The 23,233-nt window shown below is 38.3% G+C and carries 13 protein-coding genes (1 of these 13 only partly in view); 5 read left to right on the top strand and 8 right to left on the bottom strand.

The window, feature by feature from the left end:
- Positions 1-2: 2 nt before the first annotated feature.
- Together ACQY22_RS06765 and ACQY22_RS06760 are read right to left on the bottom strand one after the other, a co-directional pair.
- On the bottom strand, positions 3-557 hold the full coding sequence (locus tag ACQY22_RS06765; protein WP_428323937.1) for a hypothetical protein: 555 nt from the start codon (positions 555-557) through the stop codon (positions 3-5).
- Positions 558-622: 65 nt separating this feature from the next.
- Entirely contained in the window at positions 623-1,558 is a 936-nt protein-coding gene (locus tag ACQY22_RS06760; protein WP_428323936.1) for an ABC transporter ATP-binding protein, read from the bottom strand.
- 82 nt (positions 1,559-1,640) lie between these two features.
- Between ACQY22_RS06760 and ACQY22_RS06755 the strand changes: the two genes are divergently transcribed.
- Genes ACQY22_RS06755 through ACQY22_RS06740 form a run of 4 tightly spaced genes read left to right on the top strand, consistent with a single transcriptional unit; the run spans position 1,641 to position 4,149 of the window.
- On the top strand, positions 1,641-2,159 hold the full coding sequence (locus ACQY22_RS06755) for a transcription elongation factor NusA (RefSeq protein ID WP_428323935.1): 519 nt from the start codon (positions 1,641-1,643) through the stop codon (positions 2,157-2,159).
- Entirely contained in the window at positions 2,159-3,445 is a 1,287-nt protein-coding gene (aspS, locus tag ACQY22_RS06750; protein ID WP_428323934.1) for an aspartate--tRNA(Asn) ligase, read from the top strand. Before ACQY22_RS06755 ends, aspS begins: the two co-directional genes overlap by 1 nt.
- Before the next feature lie 41 nt (positions 3,446-3,486).
- Positions 3,487-3,858 (top strand): hypothetical protein, encoded by a 372-nt coding sequence (locus tag ACQY22_RS06745; protein WP_428323933.1) that lies wholly within the window; start codon positions 3,487-3,489, stop codon positions 3,856-3,858.
- Positions 3,859-3,903: 45 nt separating this feature from the next.
- Entirely contained in the window at positions 3,904-4,149 is a 246-nt protein-coding gene (locus tag ACQY22_RS06740) for a hypothetical protein (RefSeq protein WP_428323932.1), read from the top strand.
- A 1-nt stretch (position 4,150) separates the two neighbouring features.
- Here ACQY22_RS06740 and ACQY22_RS06735 read toward each other — a convergent pair whose 3' ends face one another.
- Positions 4,151-4,282, bottom strand: coding sequence for a hypothetical protein (locus ACQY22_RS06735; protein ID WP_428323931.1), 132 nt, complete (start codon positions 4,280-4,282; stop codon positions 4,151-4,153).
- A gap of 160 nt (positions 4,283-4,442) precedes the next feature.
- Between ACQY22_RS06735 and ACQY22_RS06730 the strand changes: the two genes are divergently transcribed.
- Complete coding sequence (locus ACQY22_RS06730) at positions 4,443-4,718, top strand: hypothetical protein (RefSeq protein ID WP_428323930.1); 276 nt, start codon at positions 4,443-4,445, stop codon at positions 4,716-4,718.
- Here ACQY22_RS06730 and ACQY22_RS06725 read toward each other — a convergent pair.
- The 5 genes from ACQY22_RS06725 to ACQY22_RS06705 all read right to left on the bottom strand — a co-directional run.
- Complete coding sequence (locus ACQY22_RS06725) at positions 4,715-5,728, bottom strand: isocitrate/isopropylmalate dehydrogenase family protein (protein WP_428323929.1); 1,014 nt, start codon at positions 5,726-5,728, stop codon at positions 4,715-4,717. The two genes, ACQY22_RS06730 and ACQY22_RS06725, sit on opposite strands and share 4 nt — an antisense overlap.
- Before the next feature lie 33 nt (positions 5,729-5,761).
- Positions 5,762-7,276: a 2-isopropylmalate synthase gene (locus ACQY22_RS06720; protein ID WP_428323928.1), complete on the bottom strand. Its 1,515-nt coding sequence runs from the start codon at positions 7,274-7,276 to the stop codon at positions 5,762-5,764.
- On the bottom strand, positions 7,273-7,758 hold the full coding sequence (gene ilvN, locus ACQY22_RS06715; protein WP_428323927.1) for an acetolactate synthase small subunit: 486 nt from the start codon (positions 7,756-7,758) through the stop codon (positions 7,273-7,275). Before ilvN ends, ACQY22_RS06720 begins: the two co-directional genes overlap by 4 nt.
- A gap of 8 nt (positions 7,759-7,766) precedes the next feature.
- Positions 7,767-9,467, bottom strand: a complete 1,701-nt coding sequence (gene ilvB / locus ACQY22_RS06710; protein WP_428323926.1) for a biosynthetic-type acetolactate synthase large subunit — start codon at positions 9,465-9,467, stop codon at positions 7,767-7,769.
- Positions 9,468-9,660: 193 nt separating this feature from the next.
- Positions 9,661-23,233, bottom strand: partial view of a fibronectin type III domain-containing protein gene (locus tag ACQY22_RS06705; protein ID WP_428323925.1) — the 3' portion only. The gene runs 16,550 nt beyond the window's last position; 13,573 of the gene's 30,123 nt are visible here — the last part of the coding sequence; its start codon lies off the right edge, out of view; the stop codon is at positions 9,661-9,663.

Raw genomic sequence — 23,233 nt, 5'->3', positions numbered from 1 at the left:
ATCTATAATTTAGAATCATCAATCCACATTTCTCTGTGAATGAAGTTTTTTGCATCAGCATTATACTCACTAATTAGACCATAGCCACTTTTCTTTCCAGATGCAGCATAATCAAAGTACAATGCAGTAAAGATTTTTTCTTGTCCGTCTGCAGCTTTTTTCCATTTATCACTTGGAATGAAAAACCAGTATTGCTTATCCATACTTGGAAGCATTGGACCTAAAGAAAATGTTGACATATCTGTTGTCTTTAATTCATCCTTTGAAGGTAATTTTGAAAACAACGCAAATTTTGCAGTAACACCAGAAGCTGGAAGTTCTCCAAAATTTCTAACAGATATTGAAAATTGGCAATCGCCATTTATTGAATCATCCATTTTTTTAATTGCCCCAAGATGACCTATCCAAGGACGAAAACGATATTCTGTTTGTATTCTGCTTACTTCTACAGTAGCTTCAAACTGTTTTACTGTTCTATACAACAAGACAACAAGTACAATAGTAGCAGCTGCAGTAGCTATAGATCCCACTGCTTCAAAAGATACTTCTACCAACACAGTTAACAATTCAAAGTAGTATTCAAGAATATCGTTTTGTTACCTTATGTGTATGAATTTTAGAATTATTGGTCTTCATACAACCAACATTGGACATAGCCAGTCTTGGTTTTAAATTTGGGTGGAAGTTGTTTGCATTTTTCAACTGCCAATGGACACCTGTCAATAAATCTACATTGTGTTGGCGCATCAAGCAAGCTAGGGGGAATTCCTTTGATGTATGTTGGTTTGTTTCCTTTTAGAGTAGGAATAGACTGTAAAAGTCCTTGAGTGTATGGGTGTTTTGGATTTTTGTAAATCTCCTGAGATGAACCAAATTCCACAATCTGTCCACCATACATGATGCCAATCTTGTCGGCAATCTCAGAAAGTACGGCCAAATCGTGCGTAATTAACATAAATGACATGCCTGATTTTTTTAGAGATTTTAGTAGATTAATTATTTGGGCTTGAATCAATACATCAAGTGCAGTAGTTGGTTCATCGGCAATTACAAACTTTGGTTTTAACAACAAAGCCATAGCAATTACAACTCTTTGTTTCATCCCACCACTAAGTTCATGAGGATATTTTTTGAGTACAGTGACATCAAGATTTACAGAGTTCATTGCATCAGCAATTGTCTGTCTTGAATCACCATCAAAATTATGTTGTTTTAAAATTTCAAGAAATTGTTCATTGATTGTAAAAACAGGATCAAGTGAATTCATTGCTCCCTGAAAGACCATAGAGATTTTTTTCCATCGAAATGTTTTATCAAAGGTATCCTCATTAATATCCAAGATAGAATTGTCATCAAAGGTGATCTTGCCTTGAGTTTTTCCACCTGCAAGCATCCGAATAATGGACAATCCCAAAGTACTCTTTCCACATGCACTCTCACCTGCAATTCCTATTGATTCACCATCTTCCAATACAAAGTCAGCATCCTCTACAGCATAAACGGGACCTTTAGAGGAATCATATCTTGATGTTAATCCATCAACAGTTAGAAATGCCATATATTTTTCATATCCAAACTAGAATTTTTGTTTTGTACTAAGGGATATAAACAACTCTGTTAGAATGTAAAAAGCGATTCAAATGAAACTTCCAATATGCGGCTTTGATGCAAAAAATACCATACTATGTCCACAATGTGAAAGTAAAGTTGAATCAGGAGAGATAACACAAGCTGATGTTGAAGCATCCACAGTATTAGCTAAAATTGCAAAATCAAATAGTGAAATTGAAAACTTTACACTTTATTCCTGTAAAGAGTTTCAGGGAAATTTTGTGCTATCCTTGGCAAAAAATGACATCATGATAATTAGACAAAGCAGGACACTATACAGACTGCTTCAAGATCAATTCAAAGGAAAGATTTGGCTAGTAGAGGCAGATGAGACAGATAAGAGGTTCATAGAGGATTTGTTCTTTCCAACCAAGGTTCTTTCGATTAATTCAGTTTGGGCCCCAGGAGGAGTTCAAAAGACAAAGGCAGTAATTTCAGGCAAATGGACGCCTAGATTCCCCATTGACACAGAAAAAGTAGTCGAGATTGTAAAAAACGCCCGAAACCTTGACATTGAGATAGAATTTGAGGATAAAGGTAGAAAATAATGGTATTTGTAAAAACTCACGACATTTCAGAACTCACATCAGAGTTAATTGGAAAACAAGTTGTTTTGGGTGGATGGATTGAGGATTTAAGAAAATTAGGAAAGATGTCATTTATCACATTACGTGATGTTTCAGGAATATCTCAAGTTATTGTAAAGGGAGAGTTAAATGATAATTTAGGAGAGATTAATCGCCAAAGTGTTGTAAGTGTAAAAGGAATAGTTCAAGAAACAAAGGCAAGAGATTTTGCATTTGAGATTAAAGCTGAAGAAATTGAAGTGTTAGGAAAAGCAATTCACCCATTACCAGTTGACCCCATTGGAAGAGTAGAAAGTAACATCGACACAAGATTAAATCATCGTGCATTAGACATGAGAAATCAGAAAACAGCATCCATTTTCAAATTAAGACATTATGTTTTACAATCATTAAGAAAAACTCTAGCAGGAAAAAAATTCATTGAAATCACTACACCAAAAATTATTGGCAGTGCTAGTGAAGGCGGAGCAAATCTCTTTTCATTAGAATATTTTGGAAAGAAAGCATACTTGGCACAAAGCCCACAATTATACAAAGAACAAATGACAATAGGATTAGAAAGAGTGTTTGAGATTTCAAACTTTTATCGGGCAGAAAACTCCCACACCGGACGACATCTTAGTGAGTTTACTAGTATAGATATTGAAGCAGCATTTATGGATTACAATGATGTCATGGATGTTTTAGAATCATTAGTAATGGATGTGTACAAGTATACATCAGAGAATTGTAAAAAAGAACAAGAGACTATCGGCCACACAATAGAGGTTCCAAAGTCACCATTTGAGAGAATCACATACAATCAGTGTATTGAAGAACTAAAGAGTGCAGGTGAGAAAGTAGAATTTGGAGATGATTTGTTGGATTCACATCTTAGAATCATAGGAGACAATCATCCAGGATTTTTCTTTTTGACTGACTGGCCAATGAAACTAAAACCATTTTACATTAGAGAAAAAGACGAAGACCCAGAACTATCGCGTTCATTTGACTTGCAATTTGGATATCTGGAGTTATCCTCAGGTGGAACTAGACTTCACAATCCAGAGATGTTAAAGGAAAGATTAAGAGAACAAGATTTAGATCCTGCACAGTTCACTGACCATCTTAAGGCATTTGATTGGGGAATGCCTCCACATTCAGGATGGGGAATGGGATTAGATAGATTGATGACTACATTAATTGGAATCGATAATGTGCGTGAAGTGGTCTTGTATCCAAGAGATCCTGATAGATTAAGTCCATAACTCAACTACAAACGGACAAACTAAAGATGATTGCAAGAACCATGAATTGCACTAGTTGTAAAAATGAAGTTTTAGAAAAGTTCACAAATGAAGAATATTCGGAATACTTGCAAAACAAAAAACGAGCTGAAAGACAAGGTATTGAATTAGGATGGTTTTGCGTTAATTGCTCAGATAAAATGTGTATAATGTGCAGAAATGGAGTTGTTGCAAAATTCATTCCTGCCAAAGAACAAGGAGAGATTAGGAAAAAAATTCCTGCATGTCAGAATTGTTTTGATAAATTCAAGAGACAATTAGAGAATTATGATGAAATTGATCCAAAACAGTTAGAGCCACTTCCAAATGTAACTCATGAGGAATGGCAAGAATTTATTGAAAGACTCAAAAAAACAGATATTGGTAAAATGTAACATAAAACAAATTATATTTTTATGGAATGATTTACACACAAAATCATGATAGAGCAAGAAGATGCAAAAAAAGTAGTAGAAGTCATTGGGAATAATTTGATTGGAGTCTCACATGATTCATCCAGTTTTCAAAAACTACCAGATTCATTTTGGGGGTATTTTGCCAGAGGACACGACAAGAAAGGAAACTTTGGAGTAATCGTAACATATTCTGAAGACGGAAAAGATGTTGATGAGTTGATCAAGATGTATGAAGAATGGGCAGAAAAGAACAAACCAAAATCTGAATAGATTATTTTGTTTCTAACAATAGTTTACGATAACCCTGACATTCTTTGCAGATAGGTTTTCCTTTGTACTTTGGGTTACCTTCTTTAATTTTGAGTGTACCTTCAACAAGTTTACAGATACAACATTTTGCCATTAAAGATTCATGAAAAATGCAATTAATAAAAATTGGGAATTTGAAAAAGAGATAAATCCAAAGGGATCGATCTAGCTCAGTGTACAAATGTGATTTTTGTGGATCAAATTTTGGAGACAGAGTCTGTTATTTTTGTGAAAAGAATTGTTGTACATCATGCATGACAGATGATAGAACACGTTGCAAAGAATGCTACATCCATAAAAGAAAACTAAGTGCAAAACAACTGATTAGAAAAAACAGACTTGTCTTTGTATTTATTGGAATTTTGTGGTTTTATGCAGTTTTTCCAGGGCCGTTTATGCCCGGATTAGAGGGAGAATTCTATGTCATCTCAGTTGTTGCAGCAATTTTGATACTGATTCCAGTATGTTTGGCCATGTTCTTTTGGTCACTAAATCCACCAAAATCAGACGTAAAGAAAAGAAAAGATTAGAGATTATCAGTTATTTGTTTTGTAAATTCAGAAGTGGTTTTATCACCACCAATATCTTTTGTTTTGACTCCAGTTTTTACTAAATCAAATATTGTTGATTCTAATTTTTGACCAACTTCAAAACATTTTGAATCATTATGTTTTGTTCCAAGCCAATCAAGCATCATTTTAATTGAAAGCAAGAATGATGAAGGATTTGCAATATTTTGTCCTGCAATATCAAATGCAGCTCCATGAACAGGTTCAAACAACGCAAAGTTATCACCAATATTTGCAGCTGGAGCCATTCCCAACCCACCAACAACTTGAGAAGATTCATCAGACAATATATCACCAAACAAGTTTGTGGTTACTACAACATCAAATTCTTGAGGTTGACGAATCAAGTTCATTGCACATGCATCAACATACATTTGCTCAAATGAAATGTCAGGATAGTCTTTTGAAACTTCAGTACATGCTTTTGCAAACATTCCATCAGTAACTCTCATTACGTTTGATTTGTGAACGCATGTTACCTTTTTCTTGTCATTTCTCATTTTAGATGCTTCAAATGCATACTTGGCAATTCTTTTGGAGGCTTGTTCAGAAATTATTCTCAATGCTACTGAAGAGTCACCTAAACTGAATTCTTTTCCAGTGTATAGATCCTCAGTATTCTCACGAACTATCACCATGTCAATATCATCACGTAATGCAGGCATATGAGGATAGGATTTTGCAGGACGAATGTTTGCATACAAATCAAGCATTCTTCTCAACACAACAATAACGTCTGCTGCAGACTCTCCAACAGGTGCCTTCATACAAGCATCAGATTGTTTTATTTTCTCAACTGTTTCATCAGGTAAAGCTTTACCAGTTTCGGATAATGCCTTGTCACCAGCAGATAATTTTGTAATATCAAATTTCAAATCTGATTTGTCATGAATGGTTTCCAACACAGATACTGCAGAATCAGACAACTCAGGACCGATTCCGTCACCAGTAATTAACGAAATTTTGTACATTTACATCACTATATCTAAAGGGAATTTTAGGATTTAGCTTACCTGCTTTTCTTGTAGCATTTTTTTGAGCATGATTCTGTTAATTGCATCAATAACTGCTTTAACAGAAGTAGTGACAATGTCTTCTCCAACTGATTTTGCAGATACTTTGTTTCCCAAGGGATCTTCTACTTTGACAGTAACTTCACACAAAGCACCAGACCCACCAGAAATTGATGCCAATCCATAGTCTTTGATTCTAATTTCTGAAATCTTACCAGTGATTTTCTGAATTGCATTTAATGCTGCATCAACAGGCCCCACTCCATAGTCAGTTCCAATATGATCTTGTCCATCAACATTGAGTTTAACAAATGCATAAGGCATTGTTCCAATTCCAGTTGAAACAGAAAACCCAGTTAACTGTACAATTCGTTTAAGATCTTTTTCACCTAAAACTTCACTTGCCATAGATAAGAGTTCAACATCAGTGATTTGTTTTCCTTGATCACCTAACACTTTCACTTTTTCCAAGATTTGTTTTGCTTGCTCTTCAGTGGGCTTTACTCCATACTCTTCTAACATTGCATTCATTCCATGAACTCCTGCATGCTTTCCTACTTTGAGCCATCTCTTTCTCCCAACTAATTCAGGACTAATTGGTTCGTAAGTTAACGGATTATTCAATACACCATGAGTGTGAATGCCTGATTCATGACCAAATGCATTAGCACCAACTATAGCCTTGTTTGGTTGAACAATAATCCCTACAGTTTTAGAGATGAAACGAGATACATCATAAATTAATTCTGATTTGATGTTAGTCTCATATTTCTGATCATATGGCAAACATTTGAGTGCCATGGATAATTCTTCTAATGAGGCATTACCTGCACGTTCTCCAATTCCATTAATTGTAACATGTGCACATGCTGCACCAACATGAATTCCAGATAAAGCATTTGCAACAGCCAATCCAAAGTCATTGTGACAGTGAACACTTACTGGCAAGTTTGTAGCTTCAATTGTATCTTTTGTGATTTGTGCCATGTATTCTGGTGTGGAATAACCTACAGTATCAGGAATGTTTACTCTATCAGCTCCTGCTTTTGCAACTTCACCAAAAACCTTTTTCAAAAATTCCCTATCAGTTCTAGAAGCATCTTCAGCTGAAAACTCTACTTGCAAACCATGAGATTTACCATATTCAACGGCTTCAATTGCTTTTTCTAATGCTTGTTCACGAGTCATCTGGAGTTTATGTTCCAAGTGAATGTCAGATGTTGCAATGAAAGTATGCACGTAGTTTAATCCTGCATCAATAGCAGCATCAATGTCTTTTTTTATAGTTCTAGTCAATCCGCAAATCTCAGATGTCAATCCAGCAGATGCAATCATCTTGACTGCTTGTAATTCACCTTCTGAAATTACTGGGAATCCAGCTTCGATAGCATCAACACCTAATTCATCTAATTTTTTTGCAATTGCTAATTTTTGATCAGGGGATAATGAAACGCCAAGTGTTTGTTCTCCATCTCGTAACGTTGTATCAAATATTCTAATTTTCATTCAGCCCCACTCCTTTGCAAAGCTGCGACACCAGTTCTTGCAACATCAAGGATTCCAAAGGGTTTTGCTAATTCTTCAAATGCTTTGATTTGATCAGGAGTTGCAGTTAATTCTACCATTATAGAATCTTTTTTGACATCATGGACTTTGCCACCATATGCATTTGCCAATTTATTTATCTCCATACTATCATTAGCATTACTTAGTTTAATCTTAAAAATACTAAGTTCTCTGAAGACGGTTTTGTGCTCATCTAAATGCTCTACTTTGACAGTATCAATCATTTTATCGAGTTGTTTTACGATTTGCTCTACACGTTTTTCATCTTCAATAGTAGTGATTGTTATTTTAGAATATTCAGGATTGTCAGTTACGCCTACAGAGATACTATCAATGTTGAAATCTCTAGCACGAAAGAGGTGTGTTACCTTGAATAAGATTCCAGGTTTGTTTTCAACTAAGAGAGAAAGAATTGCCCACATGTTAATCACTATGACGGTAAGATCATATCCTTAAGCGAAGTTCCAGGAGCTACAAACGGCAATACATCTTCTTCAGGATCAATTGGAATGTCAATTACTGTTGCAACATCACTGCTCAATGCATCTTTGATTGCTTTATCAAGTTCATCCATTGATTGTGCTCGGATTCCTTGAGCTCCATAAGATTCTGCTAATTTAACATAGTCAGGACACCATTTTCCTTGGTCCACACCAATCATTCTTCTATTATAGAATGTTCTTTGCCATTGAGCTACCATTCCCAATGTAAAGTTGTTCATTACAAATACAATTACTGGAATATCTTCTAGTACTGCAGTAGCAAGAGAGTTTTCAGTCATTGCAAAACTACCATCACCAGCAATATCTACAACAGGAACATCAGGTTTTGCTACCTTAGCACCTATTGCAGCTGGGAATCCCCAACCCATTGTACCAAGTCCAGTAGAACTAAAGAAAGTTCCAGGTTGTATCACATCATAAAACAATGATGCCCACATTTGGTGTTGTCCTACTTCAGTTGTAATGATGGATTCTTTTGGCAATAGATCTCTTAATTTACGTAAAATTTTGGCTGCACCCATCTCACCAGGATGAAGTTTCAAATTTTCTTGCCAGTATGCTTTGGTTTCTTTTACATGTTTTACCCATGGAGTCTCATCAGTCTTTTTGATTGCTTTTTGCAAAAGTAACTTTACCATAATTCTAAGATTCATCTGTACATCACCAACTACTGCAAGTTGTGCTGTTTGATTTTTACCAATTTCAGCAGGATCAACATCCATGTGAATAATCTTTAGATTTCTCTCAAATTCTTCAAAAGTTCCAACAGACCTATCTGAGAATCTTGTACCAATTGCTAAAACACAATCAGCCTCAGTCATGATTTTGTTTGCTTCTGCATGTCCATGCATTCCAATAGGTCCCAAAGACAAAGGATGGGTTTCAGGAAATGCACCTTTTCCTTTGAAGGTAGTCACTACAGGAAGCATTAACGCTTCAGCAATAGCTTGTAATTCTGCAAATGCGGATGAAATGATTGTTCCACCACCAGCTAAGATTACAGGTTTTTGAGCATGAAGTAACATATCAATTGCTTTTTCAACTGCAACAATATCAGGATCAGCCCAAGGATGATAACCTTGAATTTTAAATTCATCAGGAAAAACCATTTCAGCTTCGTTTTGTTGCACATCTTTTGGAATGTCAATTAAAACAGGTCCAGGTCTTCCAGTTTCTGCAATGAAAAATCCTTTCTTTACAACTTCAGGAATTTCTGAAGCATGTCTTGGTTGAAATGCATATTTTACAACAGGATTTGCCATTCCAATAATATCACTTTCTTGAAATGCATCTTTTCCAATCATAGGAGTAGGGACTTGCCCAGTTACTGCAACCATTGGTGCAGAGTCAGCTTGCGCTGTTGCAATACCAGTTAGAATATTGGTGGCACCAGGACCTGATGTTGCAAAACACACTCCAGGTTTTCGACTTACTCGACCAAATCCATCTGCCATATGAGCTGCAGATTGTTCATGTCTTGCCAAAATATGTCGAATATCACATCTAGCAAATTCATCATACATTGGAAGATTTGCACCTCCCGGTAAACCAAATACTTCCTTGACTCCTTCTTTTTCCATTGCAGTCATCAAGGCTTTTGCACCAATCATATTTTCCATATTACTCATCAGATTTCTCTCCATAATTTTAATGTGTTAAAACAAAAAGATCTTTCTGTTTTAGTACAGAACCTCCAGTAGTAGAATAGAAGAAGCAGCTACTGGTGTGATCATAAAAAGAAGAAAATGTAGATTATTTATAAAATTAGCTGATTAGATGCAGGCACAAATATGCATTATTTAGTTAGCACTGACAGAGAGGTTATTTTCTAAAGGAGGTTGCAGATATCTGCTTGCCATCATAGCTCACTGCTACAGTGTATATTCCCTCCATCCATTCCTCAGCATGGAATGTTTCTGTTAGATGATCAATTCCAGTAAGAGTAGCAGTTAGTTCAACAGATGTGTTATCAGGTCTAACAATTACGATGTCAAAGATTTCATCTGAATCTATGTTTTCAAAGATTCCTTCAACCTTAATCATGATTGGTGCAGAGGTACTGTCATCAATAGTATCAGAAGATACTGAGGCACATACATCAGTTGGACAATCTAATGCAGTTATCAAGCTCTCGGTGGAATGCAATCCTATTGCAAATACCAAGTCTGCAATTTCATCACCTTCAAAGGATACCTCAAGGTGATATTCTCCTGGAGTCCATACTTCGTTAAGTACAGTCTGGAATTCATTGGTAGATGTAACAGTTGTTCTAAGTTCATCCACATCACCAGTAGGATGTGTTAATTTGAGTTCAACTAATTCTCCTGGGGCTCCAGACAAATTAACAGTTCCAGAAATTTCAAGCATACTAGATGATTTTGTAACATCAGGTCTAGTAACTGTCAATGTTCCCAATTCACTACGTTCTGAGAACTCGTTGATTGTCTCAAGATAGTCTGAGTCAAGTTGTACAATTTGTGTTCTCACGTCAGCAATGACATATTTTTCCTCTACTTTCTTTTCAGGTTCGCCATCAAATGTTATTTCGTTTGCACTATCAGTTAATTCGAATGTTTCAGTTGCATAGTTTGTCTGTTCATCAGATACTGAAATCACATATTCACCATGCATCCACTGAACTTGTTGTAATGGAAGAGAGTAAGATCCAGAGGAACTAAGGTTCACATCAAATTCTTTGGTAGTTTCATCTGGGAATTCAACAGTTACTTTAACAGTAGAATAGCCAGAATCAACAGTTCCATCTATGCGTAATGTGTTATCAGTTCCTAACAAATCAGTATTACTCAAGATCAATTTTGGATCAAGTGTTCTAGCAATGGTTTCAGAGCTTTCTACAACAGTTTCTTGTGCAGTATATGTTGGAATAATCTGGTCACCATGTATTCTGAGGAATATAGATGTGATGTCTTCAGTAGCGGTTCCAAATGAAAATACATAGTTACCATCTTCTAGGTTACCAGAGTCATAAATCATACTGAAATCTCCAGCAGTGTTTGAAGAGGTCTTTATGTTTTCTATGCTTCCGTCAGGTTTGGTAATATCTACTAACACAGTGTGACGTGTATCTACACCCTCAATAGTTCCAAATAGTTTGATAAAGCCACTGGTACCAACATCTGCACCAAGCATACCATCAGTAGTTGAAGAGATTATTTGTCTTGCAGTGTGATGAGTTGGCATTGTAGGTTTTTCAAAGATTCTAGCATCAGTAATAGGATCTCCTGATACTTCTACTAACATGGTACTCATGTAATCTTCTTCGAGTAGATCATATGTTGTGTAGTATCCCGAGTCTTCAATTATTGCAGAATAGGAACCGCCTTCAAAGATGAAGACACTCTTAAAGTTACCATCGAATCCTGCAACAGGTTCACCACTAATTATTGTTCTAACTGCCGGATCAATGTTTGTCCATGTTACTTCATTATCAGTTATTGCAACAGAGAATGGCAAGTAGCAATATTCATCACAGTCCTGTCCAGTAGATTCTACCAAATAGAATGAGGAGTCAGTAGCAACTGGGGCACTTACCTCTGTATCAATTGTTGTCTGAGCAGGATCAATTATTTGCAATGCATCATAAGCTACTCTCTCATCGATAACTCTATGATTATTCCATGCATTGATGTTAATATTTGATGTTTCAAGTTCCTTCTCAAAGGTTACATCAAACAATACCCATAACAAATCACCTTCGATTTGGGTAGAGACATCAATATTACTCATGAATCCATGAGGATCTTCTACCAAAATATCTTCCTTGCCTTCATGGTCTTTGTTCCATTCGATATAGGTATCACTGTGTTCTGTCTCATATGCATCATCAAGCAAGTTAAGATAGAGACCTGCGTGTTGTACTAATTCAGGACCTCCTGGATTGAATATTCTTGCAGCAATTTGGGATGGTTTTCCAATCTCAAGTGTGGTGGTGACAGGTGTCTGACTATATTCTGGAAGAGCAACATAGTTTCCAGTCTTCTGGTAAACTATCTTTCCTTCATTGTCTAGACTTGGAGAACCAAATGAGTATAATGAAGCGCCAGTGATTACTGGAGGAGCTGCAGAATTACCAGCTCCGGCAACTGCAAGTCCTGCAGAGCCTACTGCAAATTTGGAGTTGATTGTATTTACACCATAGGTGGAGAAGTGCTCCAAGGTTACAAGGTATGCAGATTCTGTAAGGGTATCACCTGAAGGATGTCTTTCTACAGTGATTCCATCAAAGATGGTTTCATTATTATCGTTGATAAAGTAGACTTGGACGTCAGGTGCAATAATGTCATCACTAGGATCTGCTGTTGCAGCAGTTGCAGAGTTTTCAGGAATTGTTGGGTGTGCAGAGTCCTCTACAGGGCCCATCAAAATTGTTAGTTGGATTGTTTCAAATGAGTGAATTTCTTCAGATGAGTTACCAGCTCCGACTGCAACAGATTTGCCAGAGGATGCAGGACTGTTACCTACATCGTTTACGGCAATTACTCGGAACTCGTATGTAACATCATTTGTAAGACCAGTTACAGTAGCAGTAGTACTAGTGCTAGTACCATCAGCAAATGTTAAGAATTGACTGCTTCCACTTTCACTGTATTTTACAATATAATCAGTAATTGGAGAACCACCATTGGAGACAGGTGCAGACCAACTTACCACTACTTGTCCATCTTCTGGATCGGTTACAAGTGAACGTGGGGCAGTTGGAATAGTCGTTGGAGTGACAGATACAGTTGAAGATGCTGGACCTGGACCAATTGCATTTTCAGCATATATTCTAATTTGATATTCAGTACCAAGAACAATGTTATCAGATTTCACAGTAGCAGAAGTTACTGTACTGTCATTACGTTTCATAGTACTCCATTTGTCTCCACCATCATCAGTCCACTGTATCAAATAGTTGATGATTGGTGTTCCGCCGTTATCAGATGGAGTATTCCATTCAATGATAATCTTCTGGCCTTCTGCTTCTAGAGTCAAGTTTCTAGGAGCACTAGGTACAGACAATGTTGTAGCAAAGATAGCACCAGATGCACTGCTAGAGTCTCCGCCAGGTGCAGCAGAATTAAGTGTAATTACTCTGTAAGAATAGGTAGTTCCAGGAATAAGATTAGTATCAGACCAAGTGTTAACAATACCTACGGTTGGGTTTGTTGGAGCATCTGCCCATACAGAGTTTGAGGTAGGTTCACCAATTATTCTTTGAATCTTGTAACCTGTGATTGGGGAACCGCCATCATCGGATGGAGTCTCCCAAGTTACATTGATTTGGTTTTGGGATACAGCAGTTGCAGTCAATCCCCATGGTCTGTCAGCTACAGTTAATGGGATTTCACTAGATACTAGTGATGGATGTAAGAATCCAACTTGGTTTACTGCAAATACTCTGAATTTGTAGTTCTCTCCATTTGTAAGACCAGTTACAGTTGCAGTGCGTTCAGTTATTAGTTCTTCATTAAAGGTCTTCCAGAAATTAGTATCAATTGCATAGTGTACTACGTAACCAGATATTGTAGCACCGCCATTATCTACAGTAAGGCCATTATCAGTAGATGGAATATCCCATACGAGTGTAACCTGAGCATTTCCAGGAGTTGTTTGTATATTTCTTGGTGGTCCTGGAACATCAAGTGGAGTAGCACTTGCAACATCAGATACGGCACCTGTTCCCTTTTGGTTAATTGCAGATACACGGTAATAGTATGTTTGTCCATTTTCTAGAGAGTTATCAGTATAGTCAGTACATTGACAATTGGTAGTTTCTAGCACAGTCCATGTGTTGCCATCAGTACTTTGTTCAATCTTATATCCAGAAACATCTGCACCGCCATCATCATCTGGTACATTCCATGTCAACTCTACCTTACCTGCACTTGCAGTTGCAACGACAGATTCAACCTTTCCTGGAACATTAGCATCAGTTGCTACATCTTCAACAAAGTCTAACTCAAACTTAAGATACATTGCTGCCTCTTGGGTAACACCAGTTGGAGCATCCTTTGTGAAAGTAGAAGTCATTGCAAGTTCACTTAAGGTATTCTTTGGTTTAATCTTGAGACCAGCTAACTTTCCTCCGTTTTCCAATGTATCTTGTGCATTATGTGGCAAGAATACATCTTGACCAGAAGGTATCTCTTCAATACTGTATGCTGCTGTTGCACCTGCAACAGATGGTTTTGCCTCAACTATTTCAGTTGTTAAACCTGCTCCAAATTCATTGACAGCAGAGACTCTGAATTGGTAAACTACATTGTTTGTAAGTGATGTAACGGTTGTCTGTGGAGTAACAGATGTACCATCATCAAATACTGACCAACTAGGATCAGTCTTTAATTTGTATTCTACCTTATAATCAGTAATTACACTTCCACCATCATTGACTGGGCCAGTCCAAGATAGACGAACCTTTGACTTTATTGCATCTGCTGCAAGGTCAAGTGGGGCACTTGGCAAACCAAATGTTGTTCCACGTGCAGTTTGTGATGGGTCACTAGTACCAGCAGCAGTGATTGCAGAGATACGATAAGTGTAAGAAGTATTGTCATCAAGACCTGAATCAACATAGATTGTCTCAGTACTCTCAGTATTTTGTACAATAGTGACAAACTCATCACCAGTAGAACGTTGTTCTATCTCATATCCTAAAACAGGTAGTCCAGAGGTATTCTCTGGATCAATCCAAGTGAGGGTAAGTTCACCCCTGTCAGCAAATACTTCTAGTCCTGTAGGTTCATCTGGGAGATCCAGAGTAGTGGTAGATATTGCACCAGAGAAGTCTCCAATTACAGATTCGCCACTAGGCAACAAAGTAATTGCAGCTATTCTGTAAGAGTATTCAGTTCCTGAAAATAGTGAGGTGTCTACAAATGCAGTCAAGTCACTTCCAGTATCATCTACTAATACGTTAAAGAATCCTGAAGAGATACTTCGTTCAATTACATATCCAGATATTTCAGTTGCACCTCCAATGTCTTGAGGAGCACCCCAGGATAGTGCAATGGAATCTAATGCAGACACGGTAGTAAGATCAGTAGGTCTGGCAGATTGAGTTGCTGGGATTTCACTTGCTGATGAAGATGGAATGCTTGGACCATTTTCATTAAGTGCAATTACACGGAATGTGTACACAATACCATTTTCAAGTCCAGATACTACTGCTTGAGTATCAAGGGTTTCATCATCACCAATTATTACAGTGGATGAGTTTTCGTCAAATACACCATTTTCATTATCAGTGTATTCAACAACATATGTGGATATTGGGAAACCGCCATCATTTAGTGGAGTATTCCATAATACAGTTACTTGACCATTACCAAATTGTGTTGAAACATCAAATGGATTATCAGGAGTTGTGGAAGCACGTACAGTTATTGGGGAAGTTGGATCACTTTGTCCACCAGTGTTTACAGCAGACACGCGAACCAAATAGTCTTTACCGTTTACAATACCATCTTTACTAAATGATGGGATGTTGTCAGTCTTTTCTTCTACTATTAGCCATTCAGTTCCATCATCAAGAGAGAATTCCACTAGATATCTATCTACAGTTCCAGTTGATGCATCCCATGTAAGGTCAATTCTTCCATCACTACCAATACCAACAAAGTTTGTTGGAGTACCAGGTGGATCAGACAATACAATTTCTTCAAAGGTTTCATCACCTTGAACTTCTATGATAGCACCAGGAACAGCCCATATTTTACCAGATTCTAATTCCTCTGGAACCTTGTATTTGGTTAATCCGAATTTATCAGCAAGATCTTTTGGTTTGTCAAGTTCAGTATCTGTCACATTAGAGCTAAAGACCTGATTCTGATTAAATGTCTCATCAAAGAAGTCAAATGTATCAACATCTACCAAGCTGGATGATGGTGGGATAAAGTTTCCGTCTTCCAATCCAAGGTCAATTTGTTTTTGGATTGTTGCAGCATCTGGAATGTCTGGGTTTTCTACAAATGTTGAGTCTTCGTTTTCATCGGTGTCCATGTGTGGGACAACTACTACAGTGTTTGTAGAACGTGCAGCACCGGCTTGATTTACTGGTGCAATTTCAAATACATATTTTTCTTCATTTTCAAGTCCAGTGATAACTAGGCTGGTGATACCTTGAAGTTTTTGTATTTCTTCTTCGGACAAGTCACCGAAATCAACAAAGTCAAATTCATCGAAATCAATGTTTTCTAATCCAGTTAAATCATCAGAGGTCAAATCATCGAAGCCATATTGGATCTGGCTTTCATGGATTTGTTGTAGGGTTACTCCTGTGCCAGATACTGTTTGACGTTGTACTTGGTAACTTGTAACTGGAGAACCATTATCAGTTGCAGGAGTATTCCATCTTATTTCAGCTGCTCCATCAAATGGTGTTCCTACAATACGATCATTGAATTGTGGTCTGTCAAACATTGGAATACATGCAGTTGTTGCACTACTACCGCCATTTACTAGACATACTGGATCAGTTGGGATACTAGAGCCAACAGTTGAGATTGCACGTACTCTAAAGGTATAGTACAATCCATTTTCAAGTTCATCTAGTTCAATAGAAGTAGATTCACTGATCACGTTGGTCTTGCTTGAAAAGTCAACTAGTTCAGGTGGAATTGGGAATGGACTTGAAGTATATTCTAATACATAGTGAGATATTGGGGAACCGCCATCATTTGGTGGTTCAAACCAGATAACTAGAGCGTCTGGATCACCACGGGTTGCCGATAAATTAATTGGGGCACCAGGTGCAGTTGCGGGAGTTGCCATTGCAGAGTCAGATGGAGGTCCTTGTCCTGCCAAGTTTTCAGCAGAAACTCTAAATGTAAATGATTTACCAATACCTAAACCACTGACAGTGGTATTTGTTTCACTGGCAGAAACAGTTGTTGTCAGAGTATTTGCAGTAGTAAATATTCCATCTGTAGCATCAGTGTATTCTACAATGTATTGTGTAATTGGACGACCATTATCATCAGGTACCTCCCAAGTTAGCTTTGCCTCTCCAGGTCCACGTTGTGCAGTTAGATTAGATGGGGCATCAGGTACGGTGTATGGGATAGCAGTTACAGTAGTAGATGGTAAACCAGTATCAATTGCAGTTACTGCAATAACACGGAAAGTGTACTCTTGGTCATTTACAAGTCCAGTTATGTCTGCAGATGTTTGAGGTGGTTCAGTTGAGGTACCAAATACAGATACTTCTGGAGTTGTCTCATCAAATGTACCATCAGTGCTGTATTGAATTCTATATTCTGTTATTATTGAACCGCCATCATTTGGTGCAGCCCAAGACAATGCAACTACAGTATTTCCTGGAATAGCAGATGGGCTAATCGGAGCACCAGGTGCAGCCAAAGTAGTTACTGAGGCTCTGCTTGATGGGTCACTTTGTACAGTATCAGCACCTTCCAAGGATAGTAATGCAGATACTTGGTACTTGTATTCAGTACCAGGTAGTAATCCAGTATCAGTAAAGTCTAGTTTTGTTGGATCATTGATTGTAAATGTCTCAAGTACGTTGCCATTGGCATCTAATCTTTCAAGTACAAATCCTTCGAGGGTTCTATCACCTAATTCTTGTGGAGGACTCCAAGAGACAAATACTTCGGTGTCAGATATTGCATCAGCAAATAGACCTACAGGTGATGATGAACCAAGGGATGGAACTCCAATCATAGGTCCGGCAGGTTCACTAGAACCGACTCCATTGATTGCAGTAACTTGAATATGGTATGGAGTGTCATTTGTAAGACCAGAGATAGTAATCATAAGATTGGTTAGATCAGTTACTGTTACAGATGGGGTAGTATTATCAAACACTCCAGATGTACTATACTGTACAACATAAGATGTGATTTCAGAGCCACCATTACTGGTTGGTTCTGTCCAAGTAACATCGAGTTTTGTATCACCTGGAATTACAACCAATTTCTTTGGAGGTGTTGTGATAGTTGCAGGTTTTCCAGGAACTACATCAGATGCTGGGCCTGGATTTACAGAGTTTATTGCAGTTACACGGAATTCATAAGTAACACCATTTGTAAGATTTGGAATTACAATTCCTTGAGTTGTTGTACTAATTCCATCATCAATTACATCCCAATCCTGACCGGCAATTCTAATTTCAATCTTGTAATCGATAATTGCATCACCGCCGTTTGATTCTGGAACATCCCAAGTTAGTGTTGCTTGGGTATTGCCAGTTGTAACTACCAAGTTTCTAGGTGCAGTTGGAGTAGTAGCAGGTGTTGCAGATACTGTATCACTTGCGGGTCCAAAGTCAGTTATAGCAGTGTTCTTTGCAGTAATTCTGAATTGGTATTGATCACCATTAGTTAGACCATCAACAGTTACGCTGGTCTGAGTTGCTGGCAAATCATCACCAAACTTAATCCAAGTAGATTGTCCAGGTGGCAGATATTCTACCATGTAAGCAGATAATGGAGCACCACCCAAATCTGATGGGACGTTCCAAGTTAGATGTACTGAAGTATTGTCTCGTGTTGCCTCCAAGTCACGTGGTGCAGAAGGCAAAGTAGCTGGAGTTGTTGCTCTGAATTCAGAGGGGTCACCAATTCCTGCTATATTGACACCAGAAATTCTAAAGAAGTATTGGAATCCGTTAATCAAGTCAGTAACAGTAACAGCAGTTGAGTTTGCAGGAGTTACATTATCTGGGAATACAATCCATTCCTCAGTATCAAGACTGTATTCAACAATGTAATCATCTATTTCATCACCACCATCATCTGATGGGAGTGCCCATTCAAGGGAGACTAGTTGGTTAGCAAAGTCCAACTGAAGGGCATCAGGAGCACCAGGTGTGGTTGCAGGTTTTGCAGATGCAGTTGCAGGATCACTTTGACCCACATCATTGACTGCAAGTACTCTAAAGTCGTATACTTCACCATTTGTCAAATCAGTAACAACAACAGAGGTTGAAGTGTCAGAACCATCTGCAAATGTTGTAAATGGAGTATCTTCAGAAGCACTTTGTAATCTGTATTGTATTACAAAGTCATCTACTGAATCACCACCGTTGTCAGTTGGAATTGCAAATGTCAAAGTTACAAGTTGGTTACCAAATTGAGCACTAAGTGGAGTTGGAGCTCCAGGGACAGTTGCAGGGGTTAATGTAACTACATTGGATGATTCACTAAAGCCAATACTGGTTTTTGCAAATATTCTAAAGTCATATTCTACACCATTTGCCAATCCTTCAATTGTGTGACTTACAGCATTAGCAGATACGGTAATTGACGTAACAGAAGAATCTTCAGTGTCAAGGACATCATTAAGAAGGTCATCTAAAATATCATCATCTATACTTGGTGTATCTGAAGTGAATTCATCAGCAGTGTATTCAATTATGAATTCTTCAATGGAGAATCCGCCGGTATCTCCTTGTGTCCATGTAAGATTGACTTCGGTATTTCCACGACTTCCATCAAGTACTGGTGCATCTGGTAATGCGAATGGGGTTGCAGTTACAGGGACAGTTGTTGTACTAGAGCCTGCATCAGTGACGGCAGTTATTCTAAACGAGTATTCTTGACCGTTTTGCAGACCATCTACATTGTATACCAAATTAGAAGTAGTTGCAGAATCAACTAAGGAGGTAAATCCATCAGTTGAGGTTTCAACAAGATATACCAGGTTATTTCCGCCGTTTGCATCAGATGCAAGCCATGTTAGGTTAACTAGTTCATCATCAGCAATTACAGTACTAATTACTGGTGTTGATGGGGTTCCTGCTGGAACTGCTGCAGAATCAGCAGTGGTTGCAGAGTAATCTCCTGCAGCAATTCCGTTTACTGCTTGTATTCTGAATGTGTATTCGACTCCGTTTGTAAGACCAGTTACTGTTGCAAATCGGTCAGTGTTTTCTTCTTGTTCAACAAATGGAGTAAAGTTAAGGTTCAATTCAGCTGATGCATATTCAATTAGATAATCACGGATTGAGGAACCACCATCATCTGCTGGAAGATCCCATGTTAATGAAACTTCGGTGTCACCTCTAGTAGCAACTACATTGAGTGGAGCACTTGGTGTGGTTGCAGGAATTCCGGTTGCAACATCAGAAGGCAAACTTGTACCAACAGTAGAAATTGCAAATACTCTAAACTCGTATTCTTTACCGTTTTCAAGTCCAATTACTGTTACATCAAGGGCTCCATCAGCTGGGGGTATTGGCGATAGTTGCCATGAATTTGCAGTGGTTAGTTTGTATTCTACAGTGTAAGAGGTAACTGGAGAACCGCCGTTGTTTGCTGGAGCAGTCCAAACAATTTCAAGTTGAGTATTACCTACATTAACTTCAGTAATTGTCGGTTTGTCTGGTACGTTAAATGTGGTATCACTTGCTGGTTGTGATGAAGAGCCAGTACCAGCACCAGTTATTGCAGATACTCTGTATGTGTAAGTAGTTCCGAGTTCTAATCCAGTATCATTGAATATTGCATCATCAGTAGATAGAGGATTAGAAACAGAAGGTGTAGCAATTGTTGCAAAGTTTCCATCGCCATCATGACGTTCGATTAGATAACCAGTAATTCCTAGACCACCAGTGTTTGCTGGAGCAAACCATGTAAGATCAATTTCAGTACCAGAGATTGCTTCTGCTTCAAGATCTGTCGGCACATCAGGTTTTGCTGCAGGTATCACAATTTCTGGTGCAGAATCAGGACCAGAACCTACATCGTTTCTAGCAGAGATAGTAAATGTGTAAGATACACCGTTGTCAAGTCCGTCAATTAGTTTGGTAAGTGGAGTGTTTGGAACTACTATACTATCAGTGCCAAGAGATGAAGTAATTGTAATGGCGTAATCAAGGACATCAGAACCGCCATCTTCTGTTGGTCCAGTCCAAGTTAGCGTTACCTGTCCATCACCAAATGTTGCAGAGGTAATTGTTGGAGCACCTGGGAATGTAGCTGGGGTTGCAGCAACTACATCAGATGGGTCACTTTGTCCAACAGAGTTGATTGCGATAATTCTAAATGAATATTCTTCACCATTCTCAAGTCCATCAATGGTTGTGGATAGTTCGGTAAGATCAGATACTGCCAAAGTTACAGATGGAGTGGTGTTGTCAAATGTACCATCATCAGAGTATTGTATCAAGTATGCAGTTATTGCAGCGCCATTGTTTGCGGGTTTAGTCCATGAAAGGTCTACCTGTGTATTGCCACGGTCTGCAGATGTAATTTCTGGTTTATCTGGAACATCAAATGTTGTATCACTGTCAGTACCAGATGCAGTACCTGCTCCAAGTTGAGTTATTGAAGATACTCTGTATGTGTAAGTAGTTCCTTGTAACAACCCAGTGTCAGTAAATGTGGTGTCAATAGGTAGTGGGGGCAAGGATACAGATGTGGTTGTAATATTATCAAAGTTACCATCACCATCATGACGTTCTATCAAGTAACCAGTAATTGCAAATCCACCAGTATTTTGTGGTGCAATCCATGAAAGTGTAATTTCAGTACCCGAGATTGCTTCTGCTTCTAAGTCAGTTGGAGCATCAGAAGTAGTAGCAGGTGTTGCTGTTGCAACGTCAGATGTATCACCAACACCTACATCATTTTCAGCAGATATTCTAAACTCGTAAGTTTGTCCGTTTGTAAGACCAGTTACAATTGCAGAGAGGTTAGTGTTGATACCAGTTAGACCTTCATCAAATATTTGCCATACAGCTTCGGGGGTTTGTGATGCAAGTCTAAACTCTATGATGTAATCAAAGATGTCATCTCCACCAGAAATTTCTGGCTCTAACCATGTAAGTGATACTTGTCTATCACCGAATTCTGCGCCAACTTGTAGAGGTTTGCTTGGAGTGGTTGCAGGCTTTGCTTGTAAGACATTAGAGGCTTCGCTTTCGCCAACAGAGTTCTCAGCAATAACTCTGAATTCATAAGTCTGTCCATTAGTCAAACCAGTATCTATATTAATTTCAGTTGGATCTAATGGAATCTCATCATCAAAAGTAGTCCAATCACTAGCACCTAGTAATCTAAATTGAGCAATGTAATTTTCTAGCGGAGTTCCACCGTTATCAGATGGAGCAGTCCATTGTAGGGTTACAAGTTCATTTCCTCGTATTGCAGCATCAAGTACAGGTGCAGATGGATAATCAAATGTTGTAGCATCATCTGTTTCTGATGGATCACCAGTTCCAAGTACGTTAACTGCAGATACTCTGTAAGTGTAAGTAGTTCCTAGAGATAATCCAGTGTCAGTAAATGTAGTGTCAGCAGCAGTTGGGGATTCAGGTACAGGTATAGTTGTTGTAGTTACTTCTGCAAATGAACCATCAGCTCCTAGTCTCTCAATTAAGTAACCAGATACTGCACGTCCTCCATCATCAGATGGGGCTTGCCAGACTAGTTGGATTTCAGTACCAGAAAGTGTTGTTGCAACTAGATTAGTTGGAATACCAGGTATGGTTCCAGGAGTTCCAGTTACAGGAGTAGATGGAACACTTGAATCTGGGATTTGTGGATCATCATCTGCGTTATGGGCAACTACTCTAAACTGGTAATCTATACCATTTTCTAGACCAGATATTGTTGTAGATGTTGCCAAGACACCATTAACAGGGGTAATTTCTCGGGTTTGGATTGAACCAAGTGCAAAGTTTTCATCAGAATATTCTACAGTGTATGCTACAATTGCATCGCCACCATTATCTGCTGGGGCCAACCATGAAAGTGAAACAGATTCATCGCCAATGTCAGTTACTCTAAGTTCTCTTGGAGCACTAGGTGCAGAAGATGGTTCTGCAGAAAGAACATTAGATGGAATACTTTGTCCAGGAACAGTGTTCTTGGCAAATACTCTAAATTCGTAAGTTACACCATTTGTAAGATCATCAACAGTAATGCTAGTCAAAACGTTAACGCCACCATTACCTTCATCAAATGTTGTCCAGTTAGATTCTGTGTCATTGTTTGCATCTAATTCTCTGAATTGAATTAGATAGTCGATTAGTGCATCACCACCGGTATTTTCAGATGGAGTCCATCCAAGTAGTACAGATTCATCTCCTGGAGTTGCAGTATCAAGTGTTGGGGCAGCAGGTACAGTTGCAGGAGTAGCAGTTGCAGTATCAGATAATGCACCAGAACCTGCAGCATTGACTGCCTTTACTCTAAAGGAGTACAATGTACCATTGTCTAATTCATCAATAACAGTAGTTACTGGATCATCAGATGGAGCGACAGTTTGCTCTTGAGTATTAACAAAGTTGTCAGAGGAGTACTCTACAACATAGGATGAAATTAGAGAACCGCCATTAAAGTCTGGTTTATTCCATTCTAGTGTAACTTCTCCATTACCACGTGTTGCTTCAAGATCAGTTGGGGCGTTTGGTGTTGTAAATGGAACA

The sequence above is a fragment of the Candidatus Nitrosopumilus sp. genome, assembly GCF_965263415.1.
GTDB lineage: Archaea > Thermoproteota > Nitrososphaeria > Nitrososphaerales > Nitrosopumilaceae > Nitrosopumilus.
Note: the sequence above shows the minus strand (reverse complement) of the source record. Positions and strands in the feature narration are given on the sequence as shown.